Raw genomic sequence first — 24,983 nt, forward strand, 5'->3', positions numbered from 1 at the left:
CAAGGTTCGCTACGCAAGCCTGAATCTAAATGACCTGCTTTCGGGACAATTCCTAAAGAGTCAGCGGCTCGTGTAAATAAGCCCTTATGGGATTGGACAGCGGCAGGCAGTCAGAGCCTGGTGCCAGGGCTTTTGCCAGCGGCATCTGGTTCTTTACCAGCCGTGAACGAATGCTGGTTCGGGCGCAGGCCAATAGCGTCTCCGGTTGATAAGGAGGCATGATATTGTGCAGGGTATCAGCGACGCCTTTGGCTGCTGCAATGTCAAACGCAGTTTGACCAGACGCATTGGGAATATTGGCACGGGCACCATTGGCCAGCAGAATGTCAACGGTATCCCGCCGGTCTTTTTGAAGCGCCAGATGCAGAGGTGTTTCGCCTGACTTGCCTGGCTTATTGGGATTGGCTCCATTGGCCAGCAGGCTATTGACCATACTGTTGATTTTGGCAGGGACGCTGTACAGTACAGCCTTGATAAGTGCAGTCTGACCCCACTTGTCAGGAGTATCTGGATTAGCACCTCGTTGCAGTAAAGTGTTAATGCCCGCAATGTTGCCTGACATTACCGCCCAGAGCAGCGGAGTTTGGCCGTCACAGTCAAGGGCACTGATATCGGCACCTCTGTCCAGCAGGCAATTCATGATCTCGGTGATCGCTGTCGGGTTGTTACAACAAACAGTCGCCAGATGGAGCGCTGAGGAATTCGAATGATCACGGGCGTTCAGATCGGCTCCCCTTTCCAGCAACAAGAAAACGGCCTTGTCATCGGCCTTCATTGCAGCCAGTAGCAAAGGCGCAAAATGGCAGGCCGGGAGATTCGGATTCGCTCCGCGATCCAGCAGCGTCTTGACAACATCTTCCCGCTTGCCATAGATGAGGGCCCAATACAGAAGGGTATAGCGGCCCTGGCAGCGGGTATTGGGGTCAACGCCCCGGTCCAGAAGGTGGTTGAGAGTGGCCAGGTCATTCTTCGCGATGACTAATTTCATCAATGCTGCCAGATCTGTCAACTCACTCGTCGTGGCAGGCAACTGCCTGCTGCCTGAGACTGCCACTGCGGATTCTGAGTGATCGACTTCTGACGTGTGATCAGACGGTGGGAGGGGTACGGGTGGGGGAGACGAGCTTGCATCGGCTGTCATTTCCTCCGAATGATCATACTCCGTCCTGCCCCTTGAGAACATCAATGCTCCCCCTTTCAGGTATATAAAGAACACAAATCGCTTAGTGAAAATAGTGCACAAGGCTCAGTGCGCAAGTCTTGATAAAGGTTGCTGATTAGACTCTGAATCTGCAATTGATCATCTATCTGATGCATTATTAACTTCACAGCGGCACAATAGTTGAAAACCTCCGTAGGCATAAACACAACAGATCAGGTGCAATCATGGGCGAACCTTCCAATGCAGTGCTGGATCCACGAAGTGAAGAGACCAGGCTGAAAACACTGGCCGGTGATATTCTGGCAGAGGCCACCAGACAGGGAGCGGATGCCTGTGAGGTGGGCATCAGCATGGATGCCGGCCTGTCGGCCAGCGTCCGTATGGGTGATGTTGAAACGGTTGAGTTTAACCGTGACCAGGGGCTGGGCATTACCGTCTATCTGGGTAAACGAAAAGGCTCTGCCAGTACTTCTGACAGCAGCCCAAAGGCCATCCGTGAAACGGTAAAAGCCGCCTGCGATATTGCCCGTTACGCGTCCGAAGACCCTTATGCGGGTTTGGCTGACCCCGTGTTAATGGCTGATGGTGATGCGCTGCCGGATCTTGACCTGTATCACCCCTGGGGAATCGATGCCGGGCAGGCGATTGATCTGGCCATGCAATGTGAAGATGCCGGACGTGCGTTCAGTAATAAAATTGTCAATTCCGACGGTGCCAGTGTCTCCAGCCATCAGGGTTGTCGTGTCTATGGCAACAGCAATGGGTTTATTGGCAGCTATGTGTCCAGTCGCCACAGCCTGAGTGCGGTGTTGATTGGTATGCAGGGTGACGAGATGCAGCGGGATTACTGGTATACCGTAAGCCGTAATGCCAACGAGCTGGAAAAAGCGGTCGCGGTTGGCAAGACCGCGGCGGAACGCACGGTGCGCCGACTGGGAGCAAGAAAGGTAGGCACTGCCGAGGTGCCGGTACTGTTTGCACCGGAGGTGGCTTCAGGTCTTATTGCCCATTTTCTCGGGGCGATCAGTGGTGGCAGCCTTTATCGACAGGCCTCTTTCCTGTTGGATCACCTGGGTAAGCCGGTGTTTCCAGAATGGATGCGTATCCACGAGCAACCATTGCTGAAAAATATGCTGGGATCCGCCAGCTTCGATAATGATGGGCTGGCGACCTATGCCAAGGACTTTATTACGGACGGTGTGCTGCAGCATTATATTTTAAGCACCTATTCTGCCCGCAAACTGGGGATGGACAGTACTGCCAACGCCGGTGGTGTTAATAACCTGTTTGTACAAAGCAATGCAGGCGATCTTGATGCGCTGCTGAAACAGATGGGAACCGGGCTGCTGGTTACCGAACTGATGGGGCAGGGGGTTAATACCGTTACCGGTGATTACTCCCGTGGTGCCGGTGGCTTCTGGGTCGACAATGGCGAAATTCAGTTCCCGGTGTCAGAAGTGACGATTGCCGGCAACCTGAAAGATATCTACCGGAATATTGTTGCCGTGGGCAATGATGTCGACAGGCGTGGGAATATCCAGACCGGTTCAATTCTGATCAGCAGTATGAAGCTGGCGGGTGAGTGATTGCTAAAAGGCAAAAGAAGGGACCACAAAGGCACAAAGGTTTTTTGGGCTTTTGTGGTTCAATGTTTAAAAGCTATTCTCGGACCAATGGCACTGACTTAAGGGTGAAAGCCTTGTCATACGTGGTCTTTAAGGCACCCGGCGATTGGAACCACAAAGCACACAAAGAGCACAAAGGAAAAGAAAAGCTCTTCTTAGTGCTCTTTGTGTGCTTTGTGGTTCAAAACGCTACCCATAGAAAACAGTGGCCAGCCCAAGGAATGAGAGGAACCCCACCACATCGGAAATCGTGGTCAGGATAATACTGCCAGCAAGGGCCGGATCAATATTTAATGATTTCAGTAAAACCGGCAGCATCGCACCGGTGACCACGGCAACACTCAGGTTGATCACCATGGCGCAGGCGATCACCAGGGAAATAATCGGATCATCAAACCAGAACCAGGCGATGGTGGCCACCAGGGTTGCCCACAACAACCCGTTGAGAAAACCGGCAACCAGCTCCCGGCTTAACAGCCAGCGGAGGTTGGTCTTACTGATTTGCCCTAGCGCCATACCCCGGATCACCAGGGTCAGGGCCTGACTGCCGGCATTACCTCCCATGCCCGCAACAATCGGCATCAGCACCGCCAGGGCCACCACTTTATCAATTGTTTCCTGAAACAGACCAATGACCGAGGCGGCAATAAAGGCGGTAATCAGGTTGAAGCCCAGCCAGACCGCCCGGCGTCGTGCAGTTCGCAGTGCCGGGGCGAAGGTGTCTTCATCGTCATCCAGACCGGCCATACTCATCATGGAGTGTTCGGCCTCTTCCCGGATCACGTCCACTACATCATCGATGGTGATCCGCCCAAGCAGTTTGCCCTTGTCGTTCACCACCGGGGCGGAGAGCAGGTCCTGCCGTTCGAACAGCTGGGCTACCTGGGTATCCTGCATATCCGCAGGAATCGGGTCCAGGTCGGTTAACATCACTTGTCTGACGGTAGCGCCCGGTTCGGTTGTCAGGAGCAAGGTCAGGGGCAGGCGACCGATGTATTCATCCCGGCGATTGACCACCAACAGGCTGTCTGTGCCATCCGGAATGCCTTCATGACGGCGCAGGTAACGGAGCACAACATCAACGGTGTTATTGGGGCGCACCGTAATGGTGTCGGTGTTCATCAAGCCACCGGCGGAATCCTCCGGATAGGCCAGAACCGCCTCAACCCGCTGGCGGTCCTGACTGTTCATGGAATCCAGCACCTGTCGGGTGATGGTATCTGGCAGTTGCTGCAGCAGGTCGGCGATGTCATCAACATCCTGACCTTGAGTAATGGCTTTCAGTTCGGCAATGTTCATCTGGTCAAGGAAGAACTGGCGAACGTCTTCGCTCAGTTCCTGCAGCACGTCGCCTTCCTGTTCACGGTCAATCAACCGCCATAACAGGCTGCGTAACTTTGGTGGGGAGGACTCCAGCAAGTGCGCGGTATCAGCAGGGGGCAAGGTGTTCAACATGGTGCGCAATTCTGCAGAGACACCGTGCTCAAGAGCATCATTAAGTTTTTTCAGCTCGGCTTCACCGATGCTCAATTGCAGTTGCTGCGCCATTATTGTCTGCCTGAAATGATCTGCCTGAATGATCTGCATGAACAGTTTCTGCGCATCCGGTAAAGGCCGGATGGTCAGGGAAAATGAAAGATGGTCTCTATGGTAATTGCAGTGGCTACTCCCCGCAAAGGGGGAGTCTGTTATTCTTCTTCACCAAAGCGGTCATCAATCAGCTCGCACAGGGCAAGGCAGGCGGCCTCTTCATCATGGCCGTCACAAAGGAGCTCAAGCTCCGAACCCTGTCCTGCCGCCAGCATCATAACCGCCATGATACTCTTGCCATCCACCTTGCGCCCATTGAATCCGATTTCGATCTCACTGGCAAACGCCGATGACGTGGAAACAAACTTGGATGCCGCCCGGGCGTGCAAGCCCAGTTTGTTAATGATTTTTTTTCGATAGGTAATCATTATTCGTGAAGCTCTCTGTGTCTAACCTGAACCCGATCCAGTTTACTGGTAAACAGGGTGCCCAGTGTTTTACCAATATAGACTGAGCGGTGCTGCCCTCCAGTGCAACCGATGGCAATCGTCATATAACTGCGCTGGGCTGACTCAAAGCGCGGAAGCCATTTTTCGATAAAGGCACTGATATCCTCAACCATTTCGACCACCAGGGGATCATCCTTCAGAAAGTCGATAACCGGTTGGTCCAGACCTGTGTATGTTCTCAGGGATTCGTCCCAGAAAGGGTTGGGCAGGCAGCGCACATCAAAGATAAAGTCGGCGTCTGAAGGAATTCCGTTTTTAAAGCCAAACGATTGAAAAAGAACCGTCACACCGCTTTTGTGATCAGCGCAGAACTCCTGTTTGATCATGTCCCTCATCTGATGAACAGAGAGCGATGTGGTGTCGATTTTCAGGTCTGCCTCAATCAGCACCGGCGTAAGCAGCTTTTTTTCTAACGCGATGGCTTCTCTGAGCGATGTCTGGTCATTACTGAGCGGGTGCTTTCTGCGTGTGGCACTGTAACGGCTGACCAGCTTTTCGCTGTCGGTGTCCAGGTACAGTACCTGACAATGGATGCCTTTGTTCCGAAGGGACTTCAGCAGATCAGGAAAGTTATCCAGAGTTCCGGGCAGGTTTCTGACATCAATACTGACGGCCATCCTGGGGGGCGTTGAATGATGGCCTTTCAGGGTATCCGGTAATTGGTTCAGCATACTGGCCGGAAGATTGTCGACACAATAAAAACCCTCATCTTCAAGGGTGTGCAGAGCTGAACTTTTTCCAGAACCGGAGCGCCCGCTGATGATGATAAGTTTCATAGCTGTTCCTTTATGCTTCTGAGCGTGTAGGTATTGAAAGCTGACCCTTCTTCTATTAAAGCAACTTTTGATCAAGAAGCCTACCGGATACCGTTGACCTGAGGTGGAAAAAGCAAATCGATGGCCAGGGTATCCGGAGTTGCTGGCAATCCTGTTAATCAAAATGTGTTTAATGGCTGACAGCGTCTGGTTGCGGGATTCTATCAGGGTGCGGGATATGGGTCAGGCTATTGGTTTTTCCTGATTCTAATGAGTGCGGGAAACTCTGTTAGTGCTTCTGACAGTGCTGTCATTCATTTAATGGGAGAATAATCCTAGAGTTTAAATCACAAGTAAACCAGTGAGAGAGGTTAATTAAATAATCTCTCTTAATTATATGAAACAATCCTATCTTGTTAAAGGAGTAACATCATGGACGCACCACTGACTAAACCACAATTTCTCGCAATTACTTATCAACCATTAGTTGAAACTACTAAACGTCAATTAGTTGAAACGACTAAACATCCATTAGCTGAAAAAGCTTCTCAACCAGTTCCAGTTCCGGGTCCGCGTGAAAAAGATCAGGTACCTGATGATTTTGGCAGGTTCTATAACCGCATGGTAAGGCCACTGGAAAGAAAGTTTGAAGATGGTCAGCCAAAACCAATATTTGTTATTGGCGGTCGGGATAAAGCCGAAGATAAACTGGCCAAAAGCCACATGGCCTACCTTCAGCGCAAGGCTGATGCTATGCAGAATATCAAACCGGTTATTGATTCTGTTGTCCAGACAGAACAGGAAAGCCCCATAGAAAGCGACACCAGTCCCAAGGTGGAGGTCATGCAGGACGAACCGGCTTTGGAACCTGTTCCTCAGACAAATTCGGAAAGCTCTGAAGACAGCTCCTGTGGCTTCTTCAAAAAGCTGAAGCACTGGGCAATTAAAGTTGTCAAAGTTGTTTACAAATATACCGGTCTGAAATTTATTGTTGAGGCAATCAAAGGTAAGGATAAATCTGAACCTGTCGCTGATACCGTCAATACCCAGGATGAAGCTGTCGCTGATACCGTCATAAGCCAGGATGAAGCTGCAGTGGTGGCTGATGTTGTCAAAAGCAAGCGTAAACCTACACCTGTTGCTGATTGTGTCAAAAGAGTGCTTGAAGCTAAAATTGCTACAGTTGATGTGATGAAAGCCAGAGGGCTGGCCCTTCAGCCTGACAGGGCTAAAATGCTTCATGATCTTAAGATTGTACAACGCTTACGAGGTGTTGTTGCACCGATTACACCACGTACCGCAGAGAGTTCGCCTTGCTCCGGGCAGGATAGTTACGATCTTTCCGGGCTTCACCGTGCGAGTACTGTCTTCGCTGAAAAAAGAGATAAAAAAGCCTTGGAGAACATTGCTGAAATTGAAAAGAAACGAGCTGAGGTTGAAGCCAACAAAGCAAAAGAAAATTTTGCCAAGGAAAAAAAGGCTTCATATAGAAATAAATTAATAAATCCTGGGTTAAAGTATGGCAAAGATTGGGTGGCCTACAACTTTTCACGAAAGCAAGAGTCTACTGAAGTGCAGAAGGCCAAAGAGGCCAGGGACATCAAAATGGCCGAGGATCATAAGCGACAGGATTCTCAAAGCCCTGTGTCTGAAACCCCGATTGTTCCATCAACTGTTTCGCCAGTCACTAAAGAAGATCCAAAGGCCGACAGGTATGCAGCAATTCGTGAGCTTGATGAGCAACTTAAGGTTCAACGGTAATTGGCTAAAACCCTGTAAGCCGCAATGCATTTTGTCCGGGACTCAAAGAAGTGTGTTAACAACAAAAGATAAGAGCATTGTGATCAGTTGAACCTTTCAGGCCATCATTACCTATGATGGCCTTTTTTGTCACGTTATTCACTGTTCACTCATAGTACGATAGAGCATTGTCGTATTGGTAGCCGAACGTATTTTCTGAAGGGTCAGGGCAGAATGAAATCGCCCGGCCAGCGTCCTTAAAATTTCAAGATGTTCCTGGTTTTCGCCTTCTGGCACGATCAGCGCGAATACCAGATCAACGGGCTCACGGTCCACCGCATCAAAATCAACCGGTTCCGCCAGTCGTATAAAAAGACCGATAGGCTCCGGGCAGGCTTTGCAACGACAGTGGGGAATAGCCACGCCATCACCCAGTCCGGTGGTGCCAAGACGCTCCCGGGCAACCAGCGCTTCAAACAGTTCTTTGGCATTGATTTCGGGGGCATCGCTGCTGATGCGTTCAGCGATAAATTCCAGGATTTTCTTTTTGCTGGCCCCGTGCACCCCGTCAAGGGTGCGCTCGGGGGTTAGGATGCGGTGAATAATCATGCTGAATAAGAATGGCAACCTGATAAATCAAAGGGCATGGCCACTGGCACCCTGTTGCCTGTCCAGGGCTTTCTCTTTTCGTTTAACCAGCTGCCGATCCAACTTGTCCGAGAGCAGGTCAATGGCTGCGTACATGTCTTCGTGCTCGGCGGTGGCATTAATCTCGGCCCCGCGGGTATGCAAAACGGCTTCTGCTTTCTGCACCAGCTTTTCGACGCTCAGGGTCACCTGTACATTGGTGATATGGTCAAAATGTGAACCAAGACGCTCCAGTCTTTTGATCACATAGTCGTGCAGAGCTTCTGTTACCTCGACATGATGCCCACTGATGTTGACTTGCATGTAACGCTCTCCTGAATCCCATTATCCAGATAATCACCAGTCCGCGGGATTTTTCGTACTGGCTGAGTTCGATTCTATCACTGTCGGTGCAGCTTGGAATGCCCTGAGACAAAAAAAACTGCTTTTTGAACGGTGTATCAACGGAGCTTGTGTAAAAAATTCCGGAACACTGTTTCAATGTGATTGATGGGCGTCCCTTATCAATACCTATCAATGACATCCAAACTCCATTCGTCCTGAGCGGAGTCGAAGGGCGTAAGCACCATGCCCTGAATAAAGACTGTGCCAATCACCTTCCGTCCGTGCATCCAAGCGGAGCCGAAGGACGCTCAGGGTAAACGGAGATTGCACACATCAAACTCCTCAAAATGATGTACTAAGGCACTAACTGCTTACGCTCATTGGATGGCGGAATATTCATGGACTCACGGTATTTGGCAATGGTGCGCCTTGCTACCTTGATGCCCTGATCCCCCAGAATCGCTGCAATTTTATTGTCACTGAGGGGCTTGCGCGGTGTCTCTTCAGCAATAAGTTTGCGGATATGGGCCCGAATGGCCGTGGAGGAACACTCCCCCCCTTCCGTGGTGCTGACATGGCTGGAAAAAAAGTACTTCAGCTCGTAAACACCCCGGGGAGTATGCATGTACTTCTGAGTAGTGACCCGGGATATCGTCGACTCATGCATCCCCACCGCCTCGGCAATATCCGCCAGCACCAGGGGTTTCATGGCTTCATCCCCTTTTTCCAGGAACTCCTGCTGATAGGTAATAATCTGGCTCGCCACTTTCATCAATGTTTCATTGCGACTTTGCAGGTTTTTCAAAAACCAGCGGGCTTCTTGCAGATGGTTCTTCATGAACACATTGTCGCGGCTGTTATTGGCTCTCTGAACCATGGACGCATAATTATTATTAATACGCAGTTTGGGCAGGGCGTCGGAATTCAGTTCCACCGTCCAGCGTTCCCTGATTTTCCGGACGGATATATCCGGAACCACATATTCGGCTTCTGTCTGATCAATGGTGCTGCCGGGTTTTGGGTGGAAGCTCTGAATCAGGCTGAGGGCTTCTCGCAGCTGGTCTTCTTTCAGTTTGGCATGACGCATGATGCTGGCATAATCACGGGTGCCAAGGGACTCAAGGTAACGGGTGAGCAGTTTTTCTGCATTGTTGAAATGGGGTGTTGAGGGCGGCAGCTGACGAAGTTGAACCAACAGGCACTCTCTAAGGTCAACACTGCCACAACCCACCGGATCGAATTGTTGCACCCGGTGTTGCAGCACATGGATCTCTTCAATCTCCAGATCGTCCAGTTGGGATTGAAGAGAGACAAACAGGTCATCCAGCGTGCAGGTTAAATACCCATCCGGATTAACCGCCTCGATGATCGCCAGACCAATCAGCCGGTCCCGGTCGCTCATGGGCACCATATCCAGTTGCCATTCCAGGTGATCCTGAAGTGACTCCACAGCGGAGGATTTTGCCAGGGGGTCATAATCATCGTCACCGCTGCTGGCCGGCAGGCTGGAATACACGTCGTCCCAGGCGGAGTCCACGGGCAGTTCATTGGGAATGCTGTCTGACCATTCCGCCATCTCCTGAGGCTCAGGTTCTGAGGCTTTTTCGCTCAGATCAACGAGCTCTTCCCGTCCTTCAGTGCTGCTGGCGGTGTCCTCTGTCTGGCTATCGTCGGACTCCAGCATGGGGTTGGACTCCAGGGCCTCCTGAATCTCCTGCTGAAGATCCAGGGTCGATAGCTGTAGCAGCCGGATGGCCTGTTGCAGCTGCGGCGTCATGGTCAACTGCTGGCCCATCTTGAGCTGTAAGGAAGGCTTCATAGGCAACCGTATACCTTTACTTCGTTGTCCGTGGAGGCTGCAGAGGCTTACTCTCCATGTGCGGCTGATTATAAACCCATAGACGTTTCTGAAACCATAGCTTTAGCAAAAAATGTGCAAAGATTGAATACGATGAAATTACGTGTGTTTTTGTGTGGCTTATAAGCGCTTTCCGCCTTTAAAGTTCGGTCATAACGACTGTCAGAATGGTTAAAAAAAACTACCCGATCATTATTTGACATTGGTCATTTACAACCAAAAGTTCAAGAAATAACCTGCGCGAAATTTAGCCATTTTCAGGATTCCCCTGTGGATATACTCATCGTCATACCCGTAGTTGCACTGGTTATATACGCCATCGTGAAGAACTACAGTGCATCAGCCTCGCTGGCTATTGCCGGTATTGTCCTGCTAAGTGCCGCCGCGTTGATGGGGATAAAAGACATTCTGCCAGCGGCCAAGGCCACCGGTTTTATCCCCTTTGACCTGTTTCAACTGATGAACACGGTATTCAGCTTCCGCATGGCCAGCCTGGGTCTGACCATCATGGCCTGTGGTGGTTTTGCCAGCTACATGTCCCATATCGGTGCCTCAGAAGCGCTGGTTCGACTGGCCGTTAAGCCCATCAGCCGTTTTCGCTCACCTTATATGGTACTGGCACTGTGTTATCTGCTCAGTGTTGTGCTGCAAATGTTCGTCACCTCGGCAACGGGTCTCGGTTTGCTGTTGATGGTGACGCTGTATCCGGTGCTGAGAAATATCGGTTTAAGCCCGGCTTCAGCGGTTGCCGTGATCGCTTCTCCGGCGGCGTTTGAAATCGGTGTCACCCAGGTGAATGCCAACTTTGCCGCCAGCCAGTCCGGACTGGAAATTACCGAATACTTCCTGGATTATCAGGCCTGGATCACCGTCCCCATGGCGCTGGTGGCGGCGGCCCTGCACTTTGTCTGGCAGCGTCGGTGTGACCTGAAAGATGGCTACAGGGTTGCCGAGCATGTGGGCGAGGGCATCGAACATACAGACGGTGACAAGAAAGACCCGGCCCCGGCATATGCGCTGCTGCCCATGATTCCTTTCTTCCTGTTGTTGATCTTTTCCAAAATGATGGTGTCGTCCATCAAAATGAACCTGGTCATGGCCATGCTGATCAGCGTATTTGCCGGCATGTTCTGTGAAGTGATCCGTACCCGGAAAATGAAACAGTCCCTTGATGGCTTTGATCAATTCCTCAATGGTATGGGTGCTGTTTTTGGTCCGGTGGTAGGTCTGATTATCGGTGCTGAAATTTTTGCCACAGGGTTAAAACATATTGGTGCCATTGACTCCCTGCTCGGTTCTGCCCAGGGGCTGGGTATCGGTGCTGCCGGTATGACGCTGTTTATGGCCATGCTGATTGCTGTTGCGGCCATTATGATGGGCTCTGGCAATGCAGCCTTCCTGTCATTTGCCACCCTGGCACCAGAAGTTGCCAAAAGCTTTGGTGTGCCTGCGGTGGCCATGCTGCTGCCCATGAACTTTGCCGCTTCCATGGGCCGTTCCATGTCCCCCATCTCGGCGGTCATTATGGCCTGTGCCGGTATTGCCAAAATCTCACCGTTTGAAGTGGTGAAAAGAACCTCGGTACCGATGATTGGTGCGTTTGTGGTTGGTATGGCGCTGCATCTGATTTTGTTTGTCTGATCCTTTTCTCCCCCGCCTGGCGGGGGCGTTTTTTTAATATGATCCTGCGTTGCTCTAGTTCAGGAAAGCCCTGATACCCGACATCCCGCTCAGTGCAGCATGGGTACCAACGCTTTTCCACACTGGGTTGTCTCAAAAGCCGCAGTGAGTTGACTTGGTAGATAAAAGTGGGTGTCCTTTTCTCCACTAGCAAAAACTCCAACAAATACTCCGGCTAAGAATTGGTCAAAACCTACCGCCTTAACAACGTACAATAGAACAGCTACACCGTAAAAAACATACATTGCGAGAAACCGCTTACCTTGTAGCATTAATATCAGAACCACTAACGCTGTTGAGAACTGAATCGGGTAATCGAAAAATAGATTCATAATTTCCATGTGTATTTGTGCTTAAGGCAAAAAAGGCAGGCAAGAAACAAAAAAGTTCAGTTTAAAAAAATTCAAGGACACGCATATTTCATTGCCCGCTTTCCAGAGGTAAATTTATGGGTGTCCTATTTTTTACAGCAACCCCATGTGGTGCGGCTGGAAAGTCGCCCCCCAAATATTGAAGGGGAGGGAGAAGTGACCCTGCGGGATCTGGTGCGCAATAGTCTGCGGATGCGACCGGACCGGATTGTGGTGGGCGAGGTGCGGGGGGCTGAGTTTATCGACATGCTGACCGCCATGAATACCGGCCATGACGGTTCCATGACCACACTGCACGCCAATTCACCGAGGGATGCCGTACGACGACTGAAGAGTATGGCGGCCATGAGTGGTATGGGGCTGGATGGTGATGTCGTGGTAGAGCTGATCGCTTCAGCAGTGGATGCCATTATCCAGCTGGAACGCATGTAAGACGGCGTTCGTCGTGTTGTAAGTGTTCAGGAACTGGTGGGCATAACGCATGGGGATATTGTCCTGCGGGAAATCAGCCGGTTTGAGCGTTCAGGGGCGGGTGTGGATCACGTTGGTAAGGGAGAACGAAAAGGTGTTGCTGGTGATTTTATCAGCACCGGCTATCGGCCCCTCTTTATGGACAAGCTGGAAGCCCGTGGGCTTGGCTGTGACGATAAGATTTTTGCTGAAGGGGTTTTATCATGAACGATGTCATGGGCAGTGCCATGAAAGATCATAAACAGAGGAGGGACTGGTTATGTCTGGCTCATTAAGTCTATTGCTGGCCATGACCTTTATGGCGGTCTTTATGGTCAGTATTGCTGTGCTGCTGCTGGGTCCACGACACCAGTTGCAGAAGCGGCTGCACCACCATCTTGAGCAGATGGGGGGCGATCAGCCGATGCACCAGGTGCTGCGCAGACGTTATGTGGAGCAGTTACCGCCCTGGCTGCAAAAGGTGGAACAACATCCTCTGTTGGCTGGGCTGGATCTGCTGCTACTGCAAGCCGGTAAAGGGAATCGTGCACTGGAACTGATGGGCATCTGCCTGGCCATTGCACTGCTTTCCATAACGGTTTTACTGATGCTGGATGTTGGCTGGCCGCTGGTGATGGTGCTCTCCCTGAGCAGATGCTGGACTAACTGCTGCTGGTGCGGGGTATTGGCCTGTTGATGGTGGCGTTATCCATTGGTCTTGTGTCGTATTTATTGATCTCCAGGCTGAAAAGGCCTGCAAAAGCGATGGTGCCGGAGGGTGCCCCGGTGGCTGTGTCCGCTGTGGCTGGCAGCCGCTCCATGGAGTGGTTATCACCGGCCCGCAAGTATCTGTTGCCAGCGGATGAAAAAGAGCAAATAAGTGTTAGTCGACGTTTATTACAGGCAGGGTTTGATCAGGAACAGGCATCCCTGGTCTACCACGCGCTCAAGGCATTGCTGGCCCTGGTGTTCGGGGTGCTGTTACTGCTGCTGCACCCCTGGTTGCCCGGTGATCTGCCGGAATACCCCGAGCTGGTGGCCATGATCGGGGCGGCCTTCGGGTTGTTTCTGCCCTCGAAATTACTGGATTCGTTCCGACAGCGGCGACAGCAAAAGCTGATTGCCGGAATGCCTCAGTTGCTGGATATGCTGCTTATTTGTCTCTCCGCCGGTTTAAGCCTGCCCCGGGCGCTGGAGCGGGTGCAGTCGGAATTGCGGCTGGCCCATCCTCTGATGGCCGGTGAGGTTGCCGGGGTTTCTGCCGAACTGAATGCTGGGGTCACCCTTGAAGCGGCGCTGCACCGGTTTGCCGAACGGGCCGGATTGCAGGAGGTGCGAGGGCTGGTGGGCACGTTGATCGAGGCGCACCGTTACGGTGCCAACCTGTCGGATACCTTGCGGGATTATACCCAGGATTTTCGGGCAATCCGTTTGCATCGGGCGGACTTGCAGGCGGCAAAAGTGAGTACACGACTGGTGTTTCCCATGGTTACCTGTATCTGGCCGGGCTTCTTTGTGGTGGTGGTAGGGCCGACGATTTTGCGTATGCTGGAGGCATTTGCGGGATGATTCATGTACTTACCTTGAAAACAATTAAAGTCTTTGCTCTGGCGTTTCTGATCAGCGGCTGTGTCGGCATGCAGTCAGACCAGCAAACCAGCGACCGGGGTGAGCTTTACGACGGCACCCTGGCCGCCGATATGCTGGGGGTTGCTGATGCCAGTACTGAACGTGAAGCCCTGGAGAAAGGTGACAGTTACTGGTTACGGGGCGATGGTGACCGGGCGTTGCTTTACTATATTCGTGCATTAGAGCTGAATAAAAACGCCCATGTTGCTGCCATGAAAATTGCCCGGGTGCATCAGCAGAAGGGGAATAAGGCACTGGCAGAGCAGGCGTGGCGTACGGTGCTGGCGATAGAGCCAGATCATGTTATGGCGCTGGAGGCCGTGGGATTGATTCGGCTGGAGCAGCGGGAGTATGGTTATGCCAGTGACTTGTTTAACCAGGCAATTGAGCAGTGGGAGTTGGGCCTGGTGGGGACCGAGAGTGGTTCTGGTGGATACATTCCCTGGCTGGCCGTGAATGGCCTGGGGGTGATTGAAGACCTGAACCAGAACTACCGGTCGGCAATAGCCTACTATCGTCGTGCGCTGGTGATGGCCCCCGGCCAGGCAATGTTGCTGAATAATCTGGGCTACTCTTATTTACTGACCGGGCAACTGGATCAGGCCGAGGCGTATTTTCGTCAGGCGCTGAGCCTCCGCAGCGATTACCCTCTGGCCCGGCACAACCTGGCCCTGGTGCTGACCCGGCGGAATCAGCCAAATCAAGCTGTTCGGGTGCTGGAGCCTGTAATGGGCGAAGCACAGGCCCGCAATGATGTGGGCTATCTGATGATGCTCAATAACAGGCTGGATGTGGCCGAGGCCCTGTTCCGGGAGGCCATTGAGCTATCCCCCTCCTATTACCGCGAAGCCTGGCAGAACCTGGCCCGTTTGCAGGAAGGTTAATGCCGGGGCAATTGAACGATTGTCGTGTTTCTGTACTTTGCAAGGCTGGCGCAACATTCGACATCAGGGTTCCTTTTTGCTCGAATTGAGCCAGCCTGCAAACGCCTCAATTTCATGCGCGGTACATTGTGCTGTAAACATACGGACGTGGGTGTTGAATCATTGGCTGTTTACTGTCTATAGAATCTTGAATTTTCATCAACATTTCATCAACCTGGAAGATAGTGCAGGCAGTTTGAATGAGCTTGGAGTTGTAGCGATTTTGTCTCTTCAAGTTATAATCAATCCTGTCTTCAGCATCATCTTCGCGTTCTCTTGCGTTATTGTTTTCAGTCACGGCATAGTCAGTCAGATTTATAACTTTACCAAAACTATCAAATATCATTTGATCCTGATGAGACTTGGCCGATGCTGAAAAGCTTGCAGCGTCTTGTTGTAACTTTGTCATTCTGGCATTAAGATCCCCCTGCAATTCATGAAGCAGAGAAGGATCACCGTAGTTTTCAAGGAGAGATTTTGCCAGGATAAAGCGAGAATCATTGTTAATATCATCAATACCATATTTAATTTTACGCTGGGTTGCGGCTTTAAATCCATTTTCAATAGCCTTTTTATCAACACTCCCTTTTTTACCATTAACTATAGCCCTATCCAGAATAACAGGTTCAAGGTCTTTCTTTATTTGGGATGAACGTGTTTTGCTAAATTTCATACCACTGGTAGTCAATCGTTTAAATGCGTCAGCAACTGCACCAATCATACGGTTAAAAATATTTTTTCTGTCTGTTTTGGCTGTAACAATGATATTAACAAATGTGTCTTTATCATCACTGCCGTACACATAAACATCGTAATATCTTTTTGCCTCCACCGAATAAAATGTTGCTTTTATTTTGTCACCTTTGAATTCACCAACGCCTTTAATGAGTAGATCATCATCCATTCTAGCTTTCCATGAATCGATTTTAGTGGCAGCTGCTACTGAACATTCCTGAGAATTCATACCAAACACCTCCGTGGCAATTAATCAATCAAATAGAAAGGAGTCAATATATCCATCATTTATAATTAGAAGGAAATATGTTTCGAATATGATATGGAAAATTTTCCCTGGCTATAATGACAGCCCGGTTAGCAGCATTAACAATCGATAGAAAAAAGCAGGGGTATATATGGTGCACCCTGCGTTGCATGGAAAAGTTTTTCAGTGTGATTAAAGAGTAATGCTTCCACTCTCTTAATAAAGAGACCGACCTTGAGGCTGTTTTTTCGGGTTTTTGACAGCCTGGTACATATTTGATGGGTTCCCCTGTCATTGACGCCCAAACTCGTCCTGAAGCGGAGTCGAAGGGCGTAACTGCCTTTCACCACCCCTATCAGGAATACACCGACTCGTAAAAATTGCCCAAAATCTGCATGATCGTCCATTGTCTTTCCTTCAAACCGATCACATGTTCCTCCTGATTATTGACCGTTAAGACATTTATTCCCTGGAAACAGAAAAACACCCATCTCGCCGTTGGGTTCTGGCAGGGCTTCTTTTTCTGGTTTGGAAATACTCGGCTCTGTTTTTTCAGCTCGTGCCTTATTTTGTGCTGGATAGCAGCATAGACCATCAGGCACAGTGTCATCACCATTAACAGAGCTTCAATGCGCTCAGCTTTCTTCAGATAGAGTGAAGAGACCAGAAAGTCCGGGCTTTTCAGGAATCGAAAGCCGCCCTCAACCTGTTGTTGTGACTTGTAGGTAGACAATAGCTCCGTCGCACTCATGCAATTCTGATCCAATTCATTGGTGCCCAGGATAAAGCAACCCAGTGAGGCCTGTGCATTCTCCCTTTTCTGACAGGGAACAAAGCATTCAGCCTGCACAAAGTACTCGAAGTGATCAGGCTTGCTATCCGGCGATGGCCGTCCCCTGCCCGAATAACAGGGTTTACCGGTAACCTCAGGCTCCGTTGCACTCTGGCAGAGTTTCGATTGTTTCTGCCATAAGGCAAAAGCCTTCAATGCATCGTCCCGACACAGAAAGGCCTTTTTTCCCAGCTTTTCCAGATCACGGGCTTCTTTCAGTGACTGCTTCTGCATCTTTCGGGTCAGTGTTTTCTGTTCAACCAGCCTGCGCTTTTTGTTGAGAAACAAGAACCATCGTTGTTTAACATCTCCATAGCAGGAAGGCACTTCAGCAGAGTAATAATCTTCATAGCCTTCAACCGGCTCCAATGACATGGCTGGCGCTTTGCCGACCAGCTCCTTTGCACCCTTGATATTCAGGGGCACACGGGAGATAAACAGCTGCTTTTGCTCGTCAAGCAACTGAAGGGTTTCAGCAACGTACATGGCGGCATCAGCGACCAGATAGCGGCTATTCAAAGTCTCCTTGAAACACGACAGATGATTTTTGATAATTTCCTGAAAACAAGTTTTGTCGTTTACATTACCGCTCGCAGGTGCCATAAACACTGGAATACCTGCCTCATTTTCGGTCATTAACTGCAAGACCACCTGATTCAGGTCAGGTCGGTGGTCACGGCTGTAACCGCGGCAGATATGGATACAATTCAAGTCATCAGGATTTTCATGACTGTTATAGATTCCATCCACATGAAAGCTGGTGCCATCCAGATTCAATGCCTTGCAGGGCAGCTTCAGATGATTGACAACCTTAACGGCAAGGTTCAGGTACAAGTCACTGACGCCAGCGTCGTACAGGCTATCAAGGGCCCGACCAAGTACCTTGTCGTTCAAGTGTTCGGGCTGTATGCCTTCCCCGATGAGGCGATCAATCGGCTTGTCCTCAAAAAACTCAGGGAACATATACAGAGTTTGCCCTGTAAACCCCAACCCATTGATGATCATTGCGACCACCGCTTGTCCTATAGTGACATGACGCACATCGGAGTCATTAGTTATACGCGCATCGATGTATTCGGCTATCCTTAGCTCCCGACACATAGCGGCAACCAAGCCAAGGTGGTTCAGGTTCTTAAACTGGTATTGAACTGGCAACATGTCGACGTTCCTGAATATCTGATCAATCCTTTGACAACAGATTTCAGGAAAATATCAATCGGGGTGGTGAAAGGCAGGCGTAAACACCATGCCTTTAATAGAGACTGTGCCAATCACCCTTCGACTCCGCTCAGGGTGAACGGAGATTTTGCACATCAAACGCATTGGAATAATGTGCGGGTACACTGTTCCAATGTGTTTGATGGGTCTCTATCAATGACGCCCAAACTCCGTTCGTCCTGAGCGGAGTCGAAGGGCGCTAAGGATGAACGGAGATTGTACGCATCAAACTCACCGCAATGATGTACTGGCTGCGGCTGGGAACACAGAGTTACAAGCTGAACTGGTGCCCAAGATAAACGTCACGAACCGTCTGGTTGGACAGTACCGTATGGCTGTCGCCTTCTGCGATGATATGCCCTTCACTGACGATATAGGCCTTCTCACAGATATCCAGTGTTTCCCGGACGTTATGGTCGGTGATCAGTACCCCGATACCCCGGTTTTGCAAATGACGGATGATGGACTTGATATCACCAACGGAGATCGGGTCAACGCCGGCAAAAGGTTCGTCCAGCAAAATAAAGGTCGGGTCAGTGGCCAGGGCCCTGGCAATCTCTGCCCGTCTTCTTTCACCGCCGGATAGCGCCATGCCGGCACTGTCACGAATATGGCCAATATTGAACTCATCCAGCAGCGACTCCATTTTCTCGGCGCGCTGCTGTTTATTGAGGTCTTTTCTGGTTTCCAGAATGGCCAGAATATTGTCCCGCACGGACAGACGACGAAATATAGAGGCTTCCTGGGGGAGGTAACCGATACCGGCACGGGCCCTGTGGTGCATGGCCTGAAAGGTCAGGTCCTGCTGATCAATGCTGACTTTGCCGCCATCGGCTTTCACCAGCCCGACAATCATATAAAAACAGGTGGTCTTTCCTGCACCATTAGGGCCCAGCAGGCCAACGATTTGACCACTGTTAACCTGCAGAGAGACATCTTTCACCACCTCTCTGCCTTTGTAGCTTTTGCTAAGATGTTCTGCCTTGAGGATTGCCATCCGGTTGTCTGTTAACCTGAGTGTGAAAACAAAGTGTGTCGTTTAGAACGCTGCCCGCGTTCCATTATTTCGTGCTGGCCGCTTTTTCCTGACGGGGTTGAATCACCATCTGTACCCGGCCATTGTCTCCCTGACTGGGCGTGCCTTTGGCATTGACGGTCTGCAGTGTCAGGTTGTAGTCAATCTTTTCGCCGGTAAAGGTGTCTCCCTTTTGGGAGAGCTGGGCATTTTTGATCAGCTCAATCTGGTCACTGTCCACATCGTAGCGAATGGTGTTGCCCCAGGCCTGGACGATTCCCTGTTCACCGGGTTGCAGCTCTTCATAATAAGCCCTGGCCTTATTGCCCCGGGCAATGACCCTGGTCAACTCCCGATCCCGGGTGTAGATGGTAATAACATCACCGGTGATGCGTGTGGTGCCCTGGGTCATGACCACATCACCACGATACACAGACACCCCTTTTTTATTATCAATGTCAGCCGTGTCTGAATCGATCTGGATGGGCTGCTGGCGATCAGCGGGTAAGGCCATGGCCATAAATGGGACAAATAATAGCCCGACAAGCCATTGTTTGTTCAGGAGTGCTTTTGGTTTTGGTAGTCGTGTCATGGGTTATCGTTTCCCTGACAGGGAGATATCAATGATTGTGTGAATAATCAGATTACTCAGTCTCATAGACTCCCCGTACTCTGGACTTTAATTGAATCTTTCCCTGCTGGTACCATGCGGTCATCCCAATGGCTCGGGTCTCTCCGATGTCGCTGGTAATCAGCACAGGGCGATCGGTATCGGCAATTTCCTTATCCGTCGCAATGGTCAGGAAATCGGTGTCCATTCTGAGTTTTTGCTCATAGCCCTGTTGCCTGACGGACGGGCTGCTCTGGATAACCACGACATTATCCCACAGTTCAATATCTTTGCCACCGGGCAGTAATTTTCCATTCTCTGACGTTGACACAGTGAGTTGTCCACTGTCACTGAGGTTAGTCAGGATAGGTTGTTTCAGGAGTGTGTTGTCATTGTGGGGGTAATGGGTAATGCTGTCCGACTGCAACTGGTATTGCAGCGCTCCGGTAGCGTCGTACTCCTTAACCAGGGCATCCACCAGAAAGTAGTCGGCATCCTGGCGGATGATTTCCGAAGGGCTGGCACTGACCGTTACTATTGCACCGTCGTAGGTCCAATAGCCAGCGGCCAGCACTGGCAGGATTGCAGCGATAATAAGATGATTGCGATAGGTCATCCGGGTTCCGATACTGACAGCCTTGAGCTGATAAATAGCCTTGAGCCTGATAAACACCTTGAGCCTGATAAAAAGCGTTTAAACCACGCCCGCTTTCAGCAAGTCATGCATATTGATGGCACCAACAGCATGCCGCTCATGGTCAACACAGATAAGCGCATTGATTTTGCGATCATCCATAATTCTCAGTGCTTCAGCGGCGAGAATATCAGGGGTAATGGTGGTGCACTTGATGGTCATTACCTCGTCGATGGTCGTGTTGTGGGGGTCAACCCCGTGATCCAGTGCACGACGAAGATCACCGTCGGTAAAGACACCAACGACCACGTTGTTGTCATCAATAATGGAGGTCATGCCGAGACCTTTCCGGGTCATTTCCAGCAGCGCTTCACCCAGGCGTGTGCCTTTTTTCACCGTCGGGATTCGATTGCCGTCATGCATGATATCCTGCACTTTCAATAGCAGCCTGCGACCCAGGGCTCCGCCGGGGTGGGAAAATGCAAAGTCTTCTGCGGTAAAGCCACGGGCTTCCAGCAGCGCAATGGCGAGCGCGTCACCCATAACCAGTTGAGTGGTGGTGCTGGATGTGGGTGCCAGGTCAAGTGGGCAGGCCTCTTTATCAACCCCTGTGTTCAGGTTCACTTCAGCGGCTTGCGCCAGGGTGGACGCGGGTTTGCCGGTCATGCTGATCAGCGCAGCACCCATTCGTTTGAACAGCGGCAGCAAGGTGATGACTTCGCCGGTTTCACCGGAGTTGGAGATAGCCAGCACCACATCGTCTGCGGTGATCATACCCATGTCGCCATGGCTGGCTTCGCCGGGATGGACATAAAACGCCGGTGTACCGGTACTGGCCAGGGTGGCACTGATTTTACGGGCGATATGTCCTGACTTTCCCATCCCCACCACGACAATTCGGCCCCGGCATTCCAGCATTAACCGGCAGGCATTGCTGAAGTCTTCACCAACACGAGGCAGCAACGCTTCAATAGCATCCTTTTCGATCTGGATGGTACGACGACCAATTTCAATAAAATTCTGGTCAGAGGTCATTTCAGTAAAGCCTTTGCAGGAGCTGTCAGGATGTTGTGGCAAAGCATAACCTTTCAGACTCCGGGATAAAATAGTTCAGGGGGAAGGGAGCGTTCAGCTCCGGTTTAAACCGTCTGTACGTACAGCCATGTGCCATAGCAGGCATACCCTGCCAGAAAGATAATACCTGTAAAACGTCCCAGCGTTTTGGGTTTTTTACCGACGATGGCCATGGCCGCCAGCAGAACGGTAAATGCCAGCATCACGGTATAATCCCGGGAGAAAACGGATTCACTGATGGCTCCGGGACGAACCAGTCCGGGCATTGACAGAACGGCCAGCAGGTTGAAGATGTTTGAGCCCACCACATTGCCCAGGGCAATATCATGGTGGCCGCGCAGGGCGCTGGCTACCGATGCGGCCAGCTCCGGCAGGCTGGTGCCAATGGCGACAACCGTCAAACCAACGATCAGCTCACTGACACCCAGCAAAGTGGCGATTTCCGTTGCCCCCCAAACCAGAATCTCGGCGCTGACCAGCAGCAGTACCAGTCCGCCCACCAGTTCCAGGTACGCTTTGCCAGAAGGCAGCTCTTCGATCTCTTCAATCTCTGCCAGAGGTTCTTCAGGGTGGGATTTTTGCCAGGTCACCATCAGATAGAGGGTAACGAACAGGCCACTGAGCAGCACCAGGCTTTCTATAAGCCCAAGGTAGTTGTTGGCAAGGCAGGCACCGGCAATCACCGTGACCAGTAACAGCCAGGGTATTTCCCGTTTGGCCAGTGCTGTTTTGACCGGCAGTGGTGCGATAAGCGCGGTTAGTCCAAGCACCAGCCCCATATTGGCAATATTGGAACCAATGGCGTTGCCAACCGCAATATCGTTGTGTCCCTGGAGAGAAGACATCAGCGATACCAGAATTTCTGGCGCAGATGTACCGATGGAGACAACGGTCAAGCCGATCAGCATGGGGGATATACCCCAGTTTTTTGCCGTAGCGGCAGCTCCGCCAACAAAGCGGTCTGCACTCCAGGTGAGTAGTATGAAGCCAACAATAATGGCTGCTATGGCATAAATGGCAGGACTCATTCCGGGGGAGTTCTCAAGAATTCATATAAAGGAAGGAAGTGTAGGGAAAATCAGGCAGACAATGCAACTGCATTCCCCTCTGAATTGATCCTGTCAGCAGAAAATTCCTCCGATATAATTTGTCTGTAGTTGTCTGGTACATGGTTTCAATGTAATTGATGTACTGGAAGGTGCAATTAAAGTGTGAAACAGGTCATAATATCGGAACTGGAAGACTTTTACATTCTGTCTGTTGCAGGGATCTGCGAACCCAATGATGAATTCCATCTCCTCAGGTGAACAACACAGCAACGAAAACCGTACCGATAATTTTGTCGAGATTCGGGGTTTGACCTTTTATCGAGGTTCCCGGGCGATCTTCAAAAATATCGATATGGATATACCCCGTGGCAAAGTGGTGGGTATTATGGGGCCTTCAGGCACCGGCAAGACGACCCTGCTACGGTTGATTGGCCGTCAGCTGCTACCCGACCGGGGCTCGATTGTGGTGGATGGTCAGGATCTGGCTGATCTGACGAGAGATCAGTTATTTGTTCAGCGTCGTAAAATGGGCATGCTGTTCCAGAGCGGGGCACTGTTTACCGATTTGTCCGTTTTTGAGAATGTCGCCTTCCCCCTGCGCATTCACAGTCGGCTATCGGAAACCATGATCCGTGATATCGTACTGATGAAGCTCCATGCGGTGGGGCTGCGCGGTGCATGGTCATTAATGCCCAGTGAGTTATCCGGAGGTATGAGTCGGCGCGTTGCCCTGGCCAGGGCCATTGCCCTGGACCCTGAAATGGTGATGTATGATGAACCCTTTGTCGGACAGGACCCGATTGCCATGGGCGTGCTGGTGGAGCTGGTTCGTAAGCTGAACCAGGCGCTGGGCATCACCAGTATCATTGTTTCCCATGATCTTCATGAAACGGCCAGCATCGCGGATGTACTCTACCTGATCGCCGATGGTGAAGTGATTGGTTCCGGCACCCCTGAGGAGATGTTAAGTTCAACGGATGCCAGGGTCTGCCAGTTTATGCAGGGGCTGCCCGACGGGCCTGTTCCTTTTCACTTTCCTGCAGATGATTATCAAAGCGACTTACTGTCTCCGGGGGTATAAATGAAACTTGATGTTCTGGACCGGCTGGCCCAGCTTGGTCAGTCAGGTCTTGGTCATGTGCAGTCCCTGGGGCGGTCCGGTATTTTTCTGTTTCTGGCGATTTTTTCCCGGGCGGGGTTCTCTGGACGTGGCGCGCTGCTGGTCAGGCAGCTCTACAACGTTGGTTTTCTGTCGTTAATCATTGTATCGGTTTCCGGTCTCTTTATTGGTATGGTTCTTGGTTTGCAGGGCTACAGTATTCTGATTCGCTATGGCTCAGAGGGATCTGTTGGTCAGCTGGTGGCCCTGAGCCTGGTACGTGAGCTGGGGCCGGTGGTGACGGCACTGCTGTTTGCCGGGCGTGCCGGTTCTGCCCTGACCGCTGAAATCGGGCTGATGAAAGCGACCGAGCAGCTGTCCAGTATGGAAATGATCGGTGTTGATCCGTTAAAACGGGTCATTGCCCCACGTTTCTGGGCGGGGGTTATCTCTATGCCGTTGCTGGCGGCGATCTTCAGCCTGGTCGGGATTCTTGGTGGCGTCATCGTGGGCGTTGACTGGCTGGGAATTTATGAAGGTTCATTCTGGAGTGGCATGCAACAGTCGGTTGATTTTGTCGATGATGTGGGCAATGGCATGTTGAAAAGCCTGGTGTTCGGGGTTGTGGTGACCTGGATCGCTGTCTTTCAGGGGTACGATGCCGTTCCCACTTCAGAAGGCATCAGTCGTGCAACCACGAGAACGGTGGTTTATTCCTCACTGGCTGTTCTCGGATTGGATTTCATTTTGACCGCAGTGATGTTTGGTGAGCTTTAAGGAGAGAGCATAAAATGCGGATACGAACGTTAGAAATCAGTGTCGGTGCCTTTATGCTGGCGGGCATGCTGGCCTTGGTGCTGCTGGCGGTAAAGGTCAGTGGCCTGTCCCTGAAAACCGGCGGTGAAACCTATGAGCTGCATGCTTACTTCGATAACATCGGAGCCCTGAAACCCCGTTCCAAAATATCCATGGCCGGTGTCACCATTGGCAAAGTGCAAAGTGTTGAGCTGGATAAAGTGACGTACATGGCCAGGGTGGTTATGGATATTGATCAGCAAATCGATAATATACCTATCGATAGCACGGCATCGATTGTCACCGCAGGGCTATTGGGTGAGCAGTACATTAGTATCAGCATTGGTGGTGACGAGGCGTTTCTGCAAGATGGTGAGCGTTTTGAAGACACGCAGTCAGCGCTGATTATCGAGGAGCTGATCGGTAAGTTTCTTCTGGGTACGGTCAATAAAAGTGAGTAACGAAAGGTCA

26 protein-coding genes are annotated in these 24,983 nt (G+C 51.0%); 11 read left to right on the forward strand and 15 right to left on the reverse strand.

Annotation, left to right across the window (positions count from 1 at the left end):
- Nucleotides 1–52: 52 nt before the first annotated feature.
- Nucleotides 53–988, reverse strand: a complete 936-nt coding sequence (locus ACO6UX_RS19170; RefSeq protein WP_422449966.1) for an ankyrin repeat domain-containing protein — start codon at nucleotides 986–988, stop codon at nucleotides 53–55.
- Between the two features lie 398 nt (nucleotides 989–1,386).
- Between ACO6UX_RS19170 and pmbA the strand changes: the two genes are divergently transcribed.
- Nucleotides 1,387–2,748, forward strand: a complete 1,362-nt coding sequence (gene pmbA, locus ACO6UX_RS19175; RefSeq protein ID WP_422449967.1) for a metalloprotease PmbA — start codon at nucleotides 1,387–1,389, stop codon at nucleotides 2,746–2,748.
- Between the two features lie 228 nt (nucleotides 2,749–2,976).
- Here the strand turns inward: pmbA and mgtE are convergent, their stop codons facing one another.
- The 3 genes from mgtE to rapZ all read right to left on the reverse strand — a co-directional run bounded on the left by mgtE (nucleotide 2,977) and on the right by rapZ (nucleotide 5,602).
- A complete protein-coding gene (gene mgtE / locus ACO6UX_RS19180) occupies nucleotides 2,977–4,335 on the reverse strand; it encodes a magnesium transporter (RefSeq protein WP_422450549.1) in 1,359 nt (452 codons plus the stop codon).
- Between the two features lie 140 nt (nucleotides 4,336–4,475).
- Nucleotides 4,476–4,745, reverse strand: a complete 270-nt coding sequence (locus tag ACO6UX_RS19185) for an HPr family phosphocarrier protein (RefSeq protein ID WP_101748935.1) — start codon at nucleotides 4,743–4,745, stop codon at nucleotides 4,476–4,478.
- Complete coding sequence (gene rapZ / locus ACO6UX_RS19190) at nucleotides 4,745–5,602, reverse strand: RNase adapter RapZ (protein ID WP_422449968.1); 858 nt, start codon at nucleotides 5,600–5,602, stop codon at nucleotides 4,745–4,747. Before rapZ ends, ACO6UX_RS19185 begins: the two co-directional genes overlap by 1 nt.
- A 411-nt stretch (nucleotides 5,603–6,013) precedes the next feature.
- Between rapZ and ACO6UX_RS19195 the strand changes: the two genes are divergently transcribed.
- On the forward strand, nucleotides 6,014–7,342 hold the full coding sequence (locus ACO6UX_RS19195) for a hypothetical protein (protein WP_422449969.1): 1,329 nt from the start codon (nucleotides 6,014–6,016) through the stop codon (nucleotides 7,340–7,342).
- Between the two features lie 138 nt (nucleotides 7,343–7,480).
- On the opposite strand, the gene ACO6UX_RS19200 is transcribed toward ACO6UX_RS19195, so the two are convergent.
- The 3 genes from ACO6UX_RS19200 to ACO6UX_RS19210 form a co-directional block, all read right to left on the reverse strand.
- Nucleotides 7,481–7,930, reverse strand: coding sequence for a PTS sugar transporter subunit IIA (locus tag ACO6UX_RS19200; RefSeq protein WP_422449970.1), 450 nt, complete (start codon nucleotides 7,928–7,930; stop codon nucleotides 7,481–7,483).
- A 27-nt stretch (nucleotides 7,931–7,957) separates the two neighbouring features.
- Nucleotides 7,958–8,272, reverse strand: coding sequence for a ribosome hibernation-promoting factor, HPF/YfiA family (gene hpf / locus ACO6UX_RS19205; RefSeq protein WP_101748939.1), 315 nt, complete (start codon nucleotides 8,270–8,272; stop codon nucleotides 7,958–7,960).
- 376 nt (nucleotides 8,273–8,648) lie between these two features.
- Nucleotides 8,649–10,112 carry an RNA polymerase factor sigma-54 gene (locus ACO6UX_RS19210; RefSeq protein ID WP_422449971.1) on the reverse strand — a complete coding sequence of 488 codons (1,464 nt, stop codon included), beginning with the start codon at nucleotides 10,110–10,112 and terminating at the stop codon, nucleotides 8,649–8,651.
- A gap of 309 nt (nucleotides 10,113–10,421) precedes the next feature.
- On the opposite strand from ACO6UX_RS19210, the gene dcuC reads away from it, so the two are divergent.
- Nucleotides 10,422–11,792, forward strand: coding sequence for a C4-dicarboxylate transporter DcuC (gene dcuC, locus ACO6UX_RS19215; protein ID WP_422449972.1), 1,371 nt, complete (start codon nucleotides 10,422–10,424; stop codon nucleotides 11,790–11,792).
- 89 nt (nucleotides 11,793–11,881) lie between these two features.
- Here dcuC and ACO6UX_RS19220 read toward each other — a convergent pair whose 3' ends face one another.
- A complete protein-coding gene (locus ACO6UX_RS19220; protein WP_422449973.1) occupies nucleotides 11,882–12,172 on the reverse strand; it encodes a hypothetical protein in 291 nt (96 codons plus the stop codon).
- A 111-nt stretch (nucleotides 12,173–12,283) separates the two neighbouring features.
- Here ACO6UX_RS19220 and ACO6UX_RS19225 point away from each other — a divergent pair, with 111 nt between their 5' ends.
- The 5 genes from ACO6UX_RS19225 to ACO6UX_RS19245 are packed head-to-tail and all read left to right on the forward strand — an operon-like array spanning nucleotide 12,284 to nucleotide 15,165.
- Complete coding sequence (locus ACO6UX_RS19225; protein WP_422449974.1) at nucleotides 12,284–12,634, forward strand: ATPase, T2SS/T4P/T4SS family; 351 nt, start codon at nucleotides 12,284–12,286, stop codon at nucleotides 12,632–12,634.
- A 36-nt stretch (nucleotides 12,635–12,670) separates the two neighbouring features.
- Nucleotides 12,671–12,880 carry a hypothetical protein gene (locus ACO6UX_RS19230; RefSeq protein ID WP_422449975.1) on the forward strand — a complete coding sequence of 70 codons (210 nt, stop codon included), beginning with the start codon at nucleotides 12,671–12,673 and terminating at the stop codon, nucleotides 12,878–12,880.
- 52 nt (nucleotides 12,881–12,932) lie between these two features.
- Nucleotides 12,933–13,349 carry a hypothetical protein gene (locus ACO6UX_RS19235; RefSeq protein WP_422449976.1) on the forward strand — a complete coding sequence of 139 codons (417 nt, stop codon included), beginning with the start codon at nucleotides 12,933–12,935 and terminating at the stop codon, nucleotides 13,347–13,349.
- Nucleotides 13,328–14,221, forward strand: coding sequence for a type II secretion system F family protein (locus ACO6UX_RS19240; RefSeq protein ID WP_422449977.1), 894 nt, complete (start codon nucleotides 13,328–13,330; stop codon nucleotides 14,219–14,221). Before ACO6UX_RS19235 ends, ACO6UX_RS19240 begins: the two co-directional genes overlap by 22 nt.
- Nucleotides 14,218–15,165 (forward strand): tetratricopeptide repeat protein, encoded by a 948-nt coding sequence (locus ACO6UX_RS19245; protein WP_422449978.1) that lies wholly within the window; start codon nucleotides 14,218–14,220, stop codon nucleotides 15,163–15,165. The genes ACO6UX_RS19240 and ACO6UX_RS19245 overlap by 4 nt, the downstream gene beginning before the upstream one ends.
- 112 nt (nucleotides 15,166–15,277) lie before the next feature.
- On the opposite strand, the gene ACO6UX_RS19250 is transcribed toward ACO6UX_RS19245, so the two are convergent.
- The 7 genes from ACO6UX_RS19250 to ACO6UX_RS19280 all read right to left on the reverse strand — a co-directional run bounded on the left by ACO6UX_RS19250 (nucleotide 15,278) and on the right by ACO6UX_RS19280 (nucleotide 22,597).
- Nucleotides 15,278–16,168, reverse strand: a complete 891-nt coding sequence (locus ACO6UX_RS19250) for a hypothetical protein (protein WP_422449979.1) — start codon at nucleotides 16,166–16,168, stop codon at nucleotides 15,278–15,280.
- Between the two features lie 373 nt (nucleotides 16,169–16,541).
- Nucleotides 16,542–18,176 (reverse strand): IS1634 family transposase, encoded by a 1,635-nt coding sequence (locus tag ACO6UX_RS19255; RefSeq protein WP_422445567.1) that lies wholly within the window; start codon nucleotides 18,174–18,176, stop codon nucleotides 16,542–16,544.
- Between the two features lie 331 nt (nucleotides 18,177–18,507).
- On the reverse strand, nucleotides 18,508–19,233 hold the full coding sequence (gene lptB / locus ACO6UX_RS19260; RefSeq protein ID WP_422449980.1) for an LPS export ABC transporter ATP-binding protein: 726 nt from the start codon (nucleotides 19,231–19,233) through the stop codon (nucleotides 18,508–18,510).
- Between the two features lie 64 nt (nucleotides 19,234–19,297).
- Nucleotides 19,298–19,843 carry a lipopolysaccharide transport periplasmic protein LptA gene (gene lptA / locus ACO6UX_RS19265; protein WP_422449981.1) on the reverse strand — a complete coding sequence of 182 codons (546 nt, stop codon included), beginning with the start codon at nucleotides 19,841–19,843 and terminating at the stop codon, nucleotides 19,298–19,300.
- A 52-nt stretch (nucleotides 19,844–19,895) separates the two neighbouring features.
- The gene (gene lptC / locus ACO6UX_RS19270; RefSeq protein ID WP_422449982.1) at nucleotides 19,896–20,534 is read right to left on the reverse strand and encodes an LPS export ABC transporter periplasmic protein LptC; all 639 of its coding nucleotides are present in this window, start codon (nucleotides 20,532–20,534) and stop codon (nucleotides 19,896–19,898) included.
- Between the two features lie 21 nt (nucleotides 20,535–20,555).
- Nucleotides 20,556–21,530: a KpsF/GutQ family sugar-phosphate isomerase gene (locus ACO6UX_RS19275; protein WP_422449983.1), complete on the reverse strand. Its 975-nt coding sequence runs from the start codon at nucleotides 21,528–21,530 to the stop codon at nucleotides 20,556–20,558.
- Nucleotides 21,531–21,634: 104 nt separating this feature from the next.
- Nucleotides 21,635–22,597: a calcium/sodium antiporter gene (locus tag ACO6UX_RS19280; RefSeq protein WP_422449984.1), complete on the reverse strand. Its 963-nt coding sequence runs from the start codon at nucleotides 22,595–22,597 to the stop codon at nucleotides 21,635–21,637.
- 253 nt (nucleotides 22,598–22,850) lie between these two features.
- Between ACO6UX_RS19280 and ACO6UX_RS19285 the strand changes: the two genes are divergently transcribed.
- From ACO6UX_RS19285 to mlaD, 3 genes are read left to right on the forward strand one after another with little or no spacing between them, the layout of a single operon-like run.
- Nucleotides 22,851–23,699 carry an ATP-binding cassette domain-containing protein gene (locus ACO6UX_RS19285; protein WP_422449985.1) on the forward strand — a complete coding sequence of 283 codons (849 nt, stop codon included), beginning with the start codon at nucleotides 22,851–22,853 and terminating at the stop codon, nucleotides 23,697–23,699.
- Nucleotides 23,700–24,494 (forward strand): lipid asymmetry maintenance ABC transporter permease subunit MlaE, encoded by a 795-nt coding sequence (gene mlaE / locus ACO6UX_RS19290; protein WP_422449986.1) that lies wholly within the window; start codon nucleotides 23,700–23,702, stop codon nucleotides 24,492–24,494.
- Nucleotides 24,495–24,508: 14 nt separating this feature from the next.
- Complete coding sequence (mlaD, locus tag ACO6UX_RS19295; RefSeq protein WP_422449987.1) at nucleotides 24,509–24,973, forward strand: outer membrane lipid asymmetry maintenance protein MlaD; 465 nt, start codon at nucleotides 24,509–24,511, stop codon at nucleotides 24,971–24,973.
- Nucleotides 24,974–24,983: the final 10 nt, after the last annotated feature.

It is taken from the genome of Endozoicomonas sp. ALB091 (assembly GCF_049310265.1).
GTDB lineage: Bacteria > Pseudomonadota > Gammaproteobacteria > Pseudomonadales > Endozoicomonadaceae > Endozoicomonas.

Coding starts and splice junctions, on each gene's coding strand:
- ACO6UX_RS19170 (WP_422449966.1), bottom strand. CDS start 988: ATGAAATTAGTCATCGCGAAGAATGACCTGGCCACTCTCAACCACCTT.
- pmbA (WP_422449967.1), top strand. CDS start 1,387: ATGGGCGAACCTTCCAATGCAGTGCTGGATCCACGAAGTGAAGAGACC.
- mgtE (WP_422450549.1), bottom strand. CDS start 4,335: ATGGCGCAGCAACTGCAATTGAGCATCGGTGAAGCCGAGCTGAAAAAA.
- ACO6UX_RS19185 (WP_101748935.1), bottom strand. CDS start 4,745: ATGATTACCTATCGAAAAAAAATCATTAACAAACTGGGCTTGCACGCC.
- rapZ (WP_422449968.1), bottom strand. CDS start 5,602: ATGAAACTTATCATCATCAGCGGGCGCTCCGGTTCTGGAAAAAGTTCA.
- ACO6UX_RS19195 (WP_422449969.1), top strand. CDS start 6,014: ATGGACGCACCACTGACTAAACCACAATTTCTCGCAATTACTTATCAA.
- ACO6UX_RS19200 (WP_422449970.1), bottom strand. CDS start 7,930: ATGATTATTCACCGCATCCTAACCCCCGAGCGCACCCTTGACGGGGTG.
- hpf (WP_101748939.1), bottom strand. CDS start 8,272: ATGCAAGTCAACATCAGTGGGCATCATGTCGAGGTAACAGAAGCTCTG.
- ACO6UX_RS19210 (WP_422449971.1), bottom strand. CDS start 10,112: ATGAAGCCTTCCTTACAGCTCAAGATGGGCCAGCAGTTGACCATGACG.
- ACO6UX_RS19220 (WP_422449973.1), bottom strand. CDS start 12,172: ATGGAAATTATGAATCTATTTTTCGATTACCCGATTCAGTTCTCAACA.
- ACO6UX_RS19235 (WP_422449976.1), top strand. CDS start 12,933: ATGTCTGGCTCATTAAGTCTATTGCTGGCCATGACCTTTATGGCGGTC.
- ACO6UX_RS19245 (WP_422449978.1), top strand. CDS start 14,218: ATGATTCATGTACTTACCTTGAAAACAATTAAAGTCTTTGCTCTGGCG.
- ACO6UX_RS19250 (WP_422449979.1), bottom strand. CDS start 16,168: ATGAATTCTCAGGAATGTTCAGTAGCAGCTGCCACTAAAATCGATTCA.
- ACO6UX_RS19255 (WP_422445567.1), bottom strand. CDS start 18,176: ATGTTGCCAGTTCAATACCAGTTTAAGAACCTGAACCACCTTGGCTTG.
- lptB (WP_422449980.1), bottom strand. CDS start 19,233: ATGGCAATCCTCAAGGCAGAACATCTTAGCAAAAGCTACAAAGGCAGA.
- lptA (WP_422449981.1), bottom strand. CDS start 19,843: ATGACACGACTACCAAAACCAAAAGCACTCCTGAACAAACAATGGCTT.
- ACO6UX_RS19275 (WP_422449983.1), bottom strand. CDS start 21,530: ATGACCTCTGACCAGAATTTTATTGAAATTGGTCGTCGTACCATCCAG.
- ACO6UX_RS19280 (WP_422449984.1), bottom strand. CDS start 22,597: ATGAGTCCTGCCATTTATGCCATAGCAGCCATTATTGTTGGCTTCATA.
- ACO6UX_RS19285 (WP_422449985.1), top strand. CDS start 22,851: ATGATGAATTCCATCTCCTCAGGTGAACAACACAGCAACGAAAACCGT.
- mlaE (WP_422449986.1), top strand. CDS start 23,700: ATGAAACTTGATGTTCTGGACCGGCTGGCCCAGCTTGGTCAGTCAGGT.
- mlaD (WP_422449987.1), top strand. CDS start 24,509: ATGCGGATACGAACGTTAGAAATCAGTGTCGGTGCCTTTATGCTGGCG.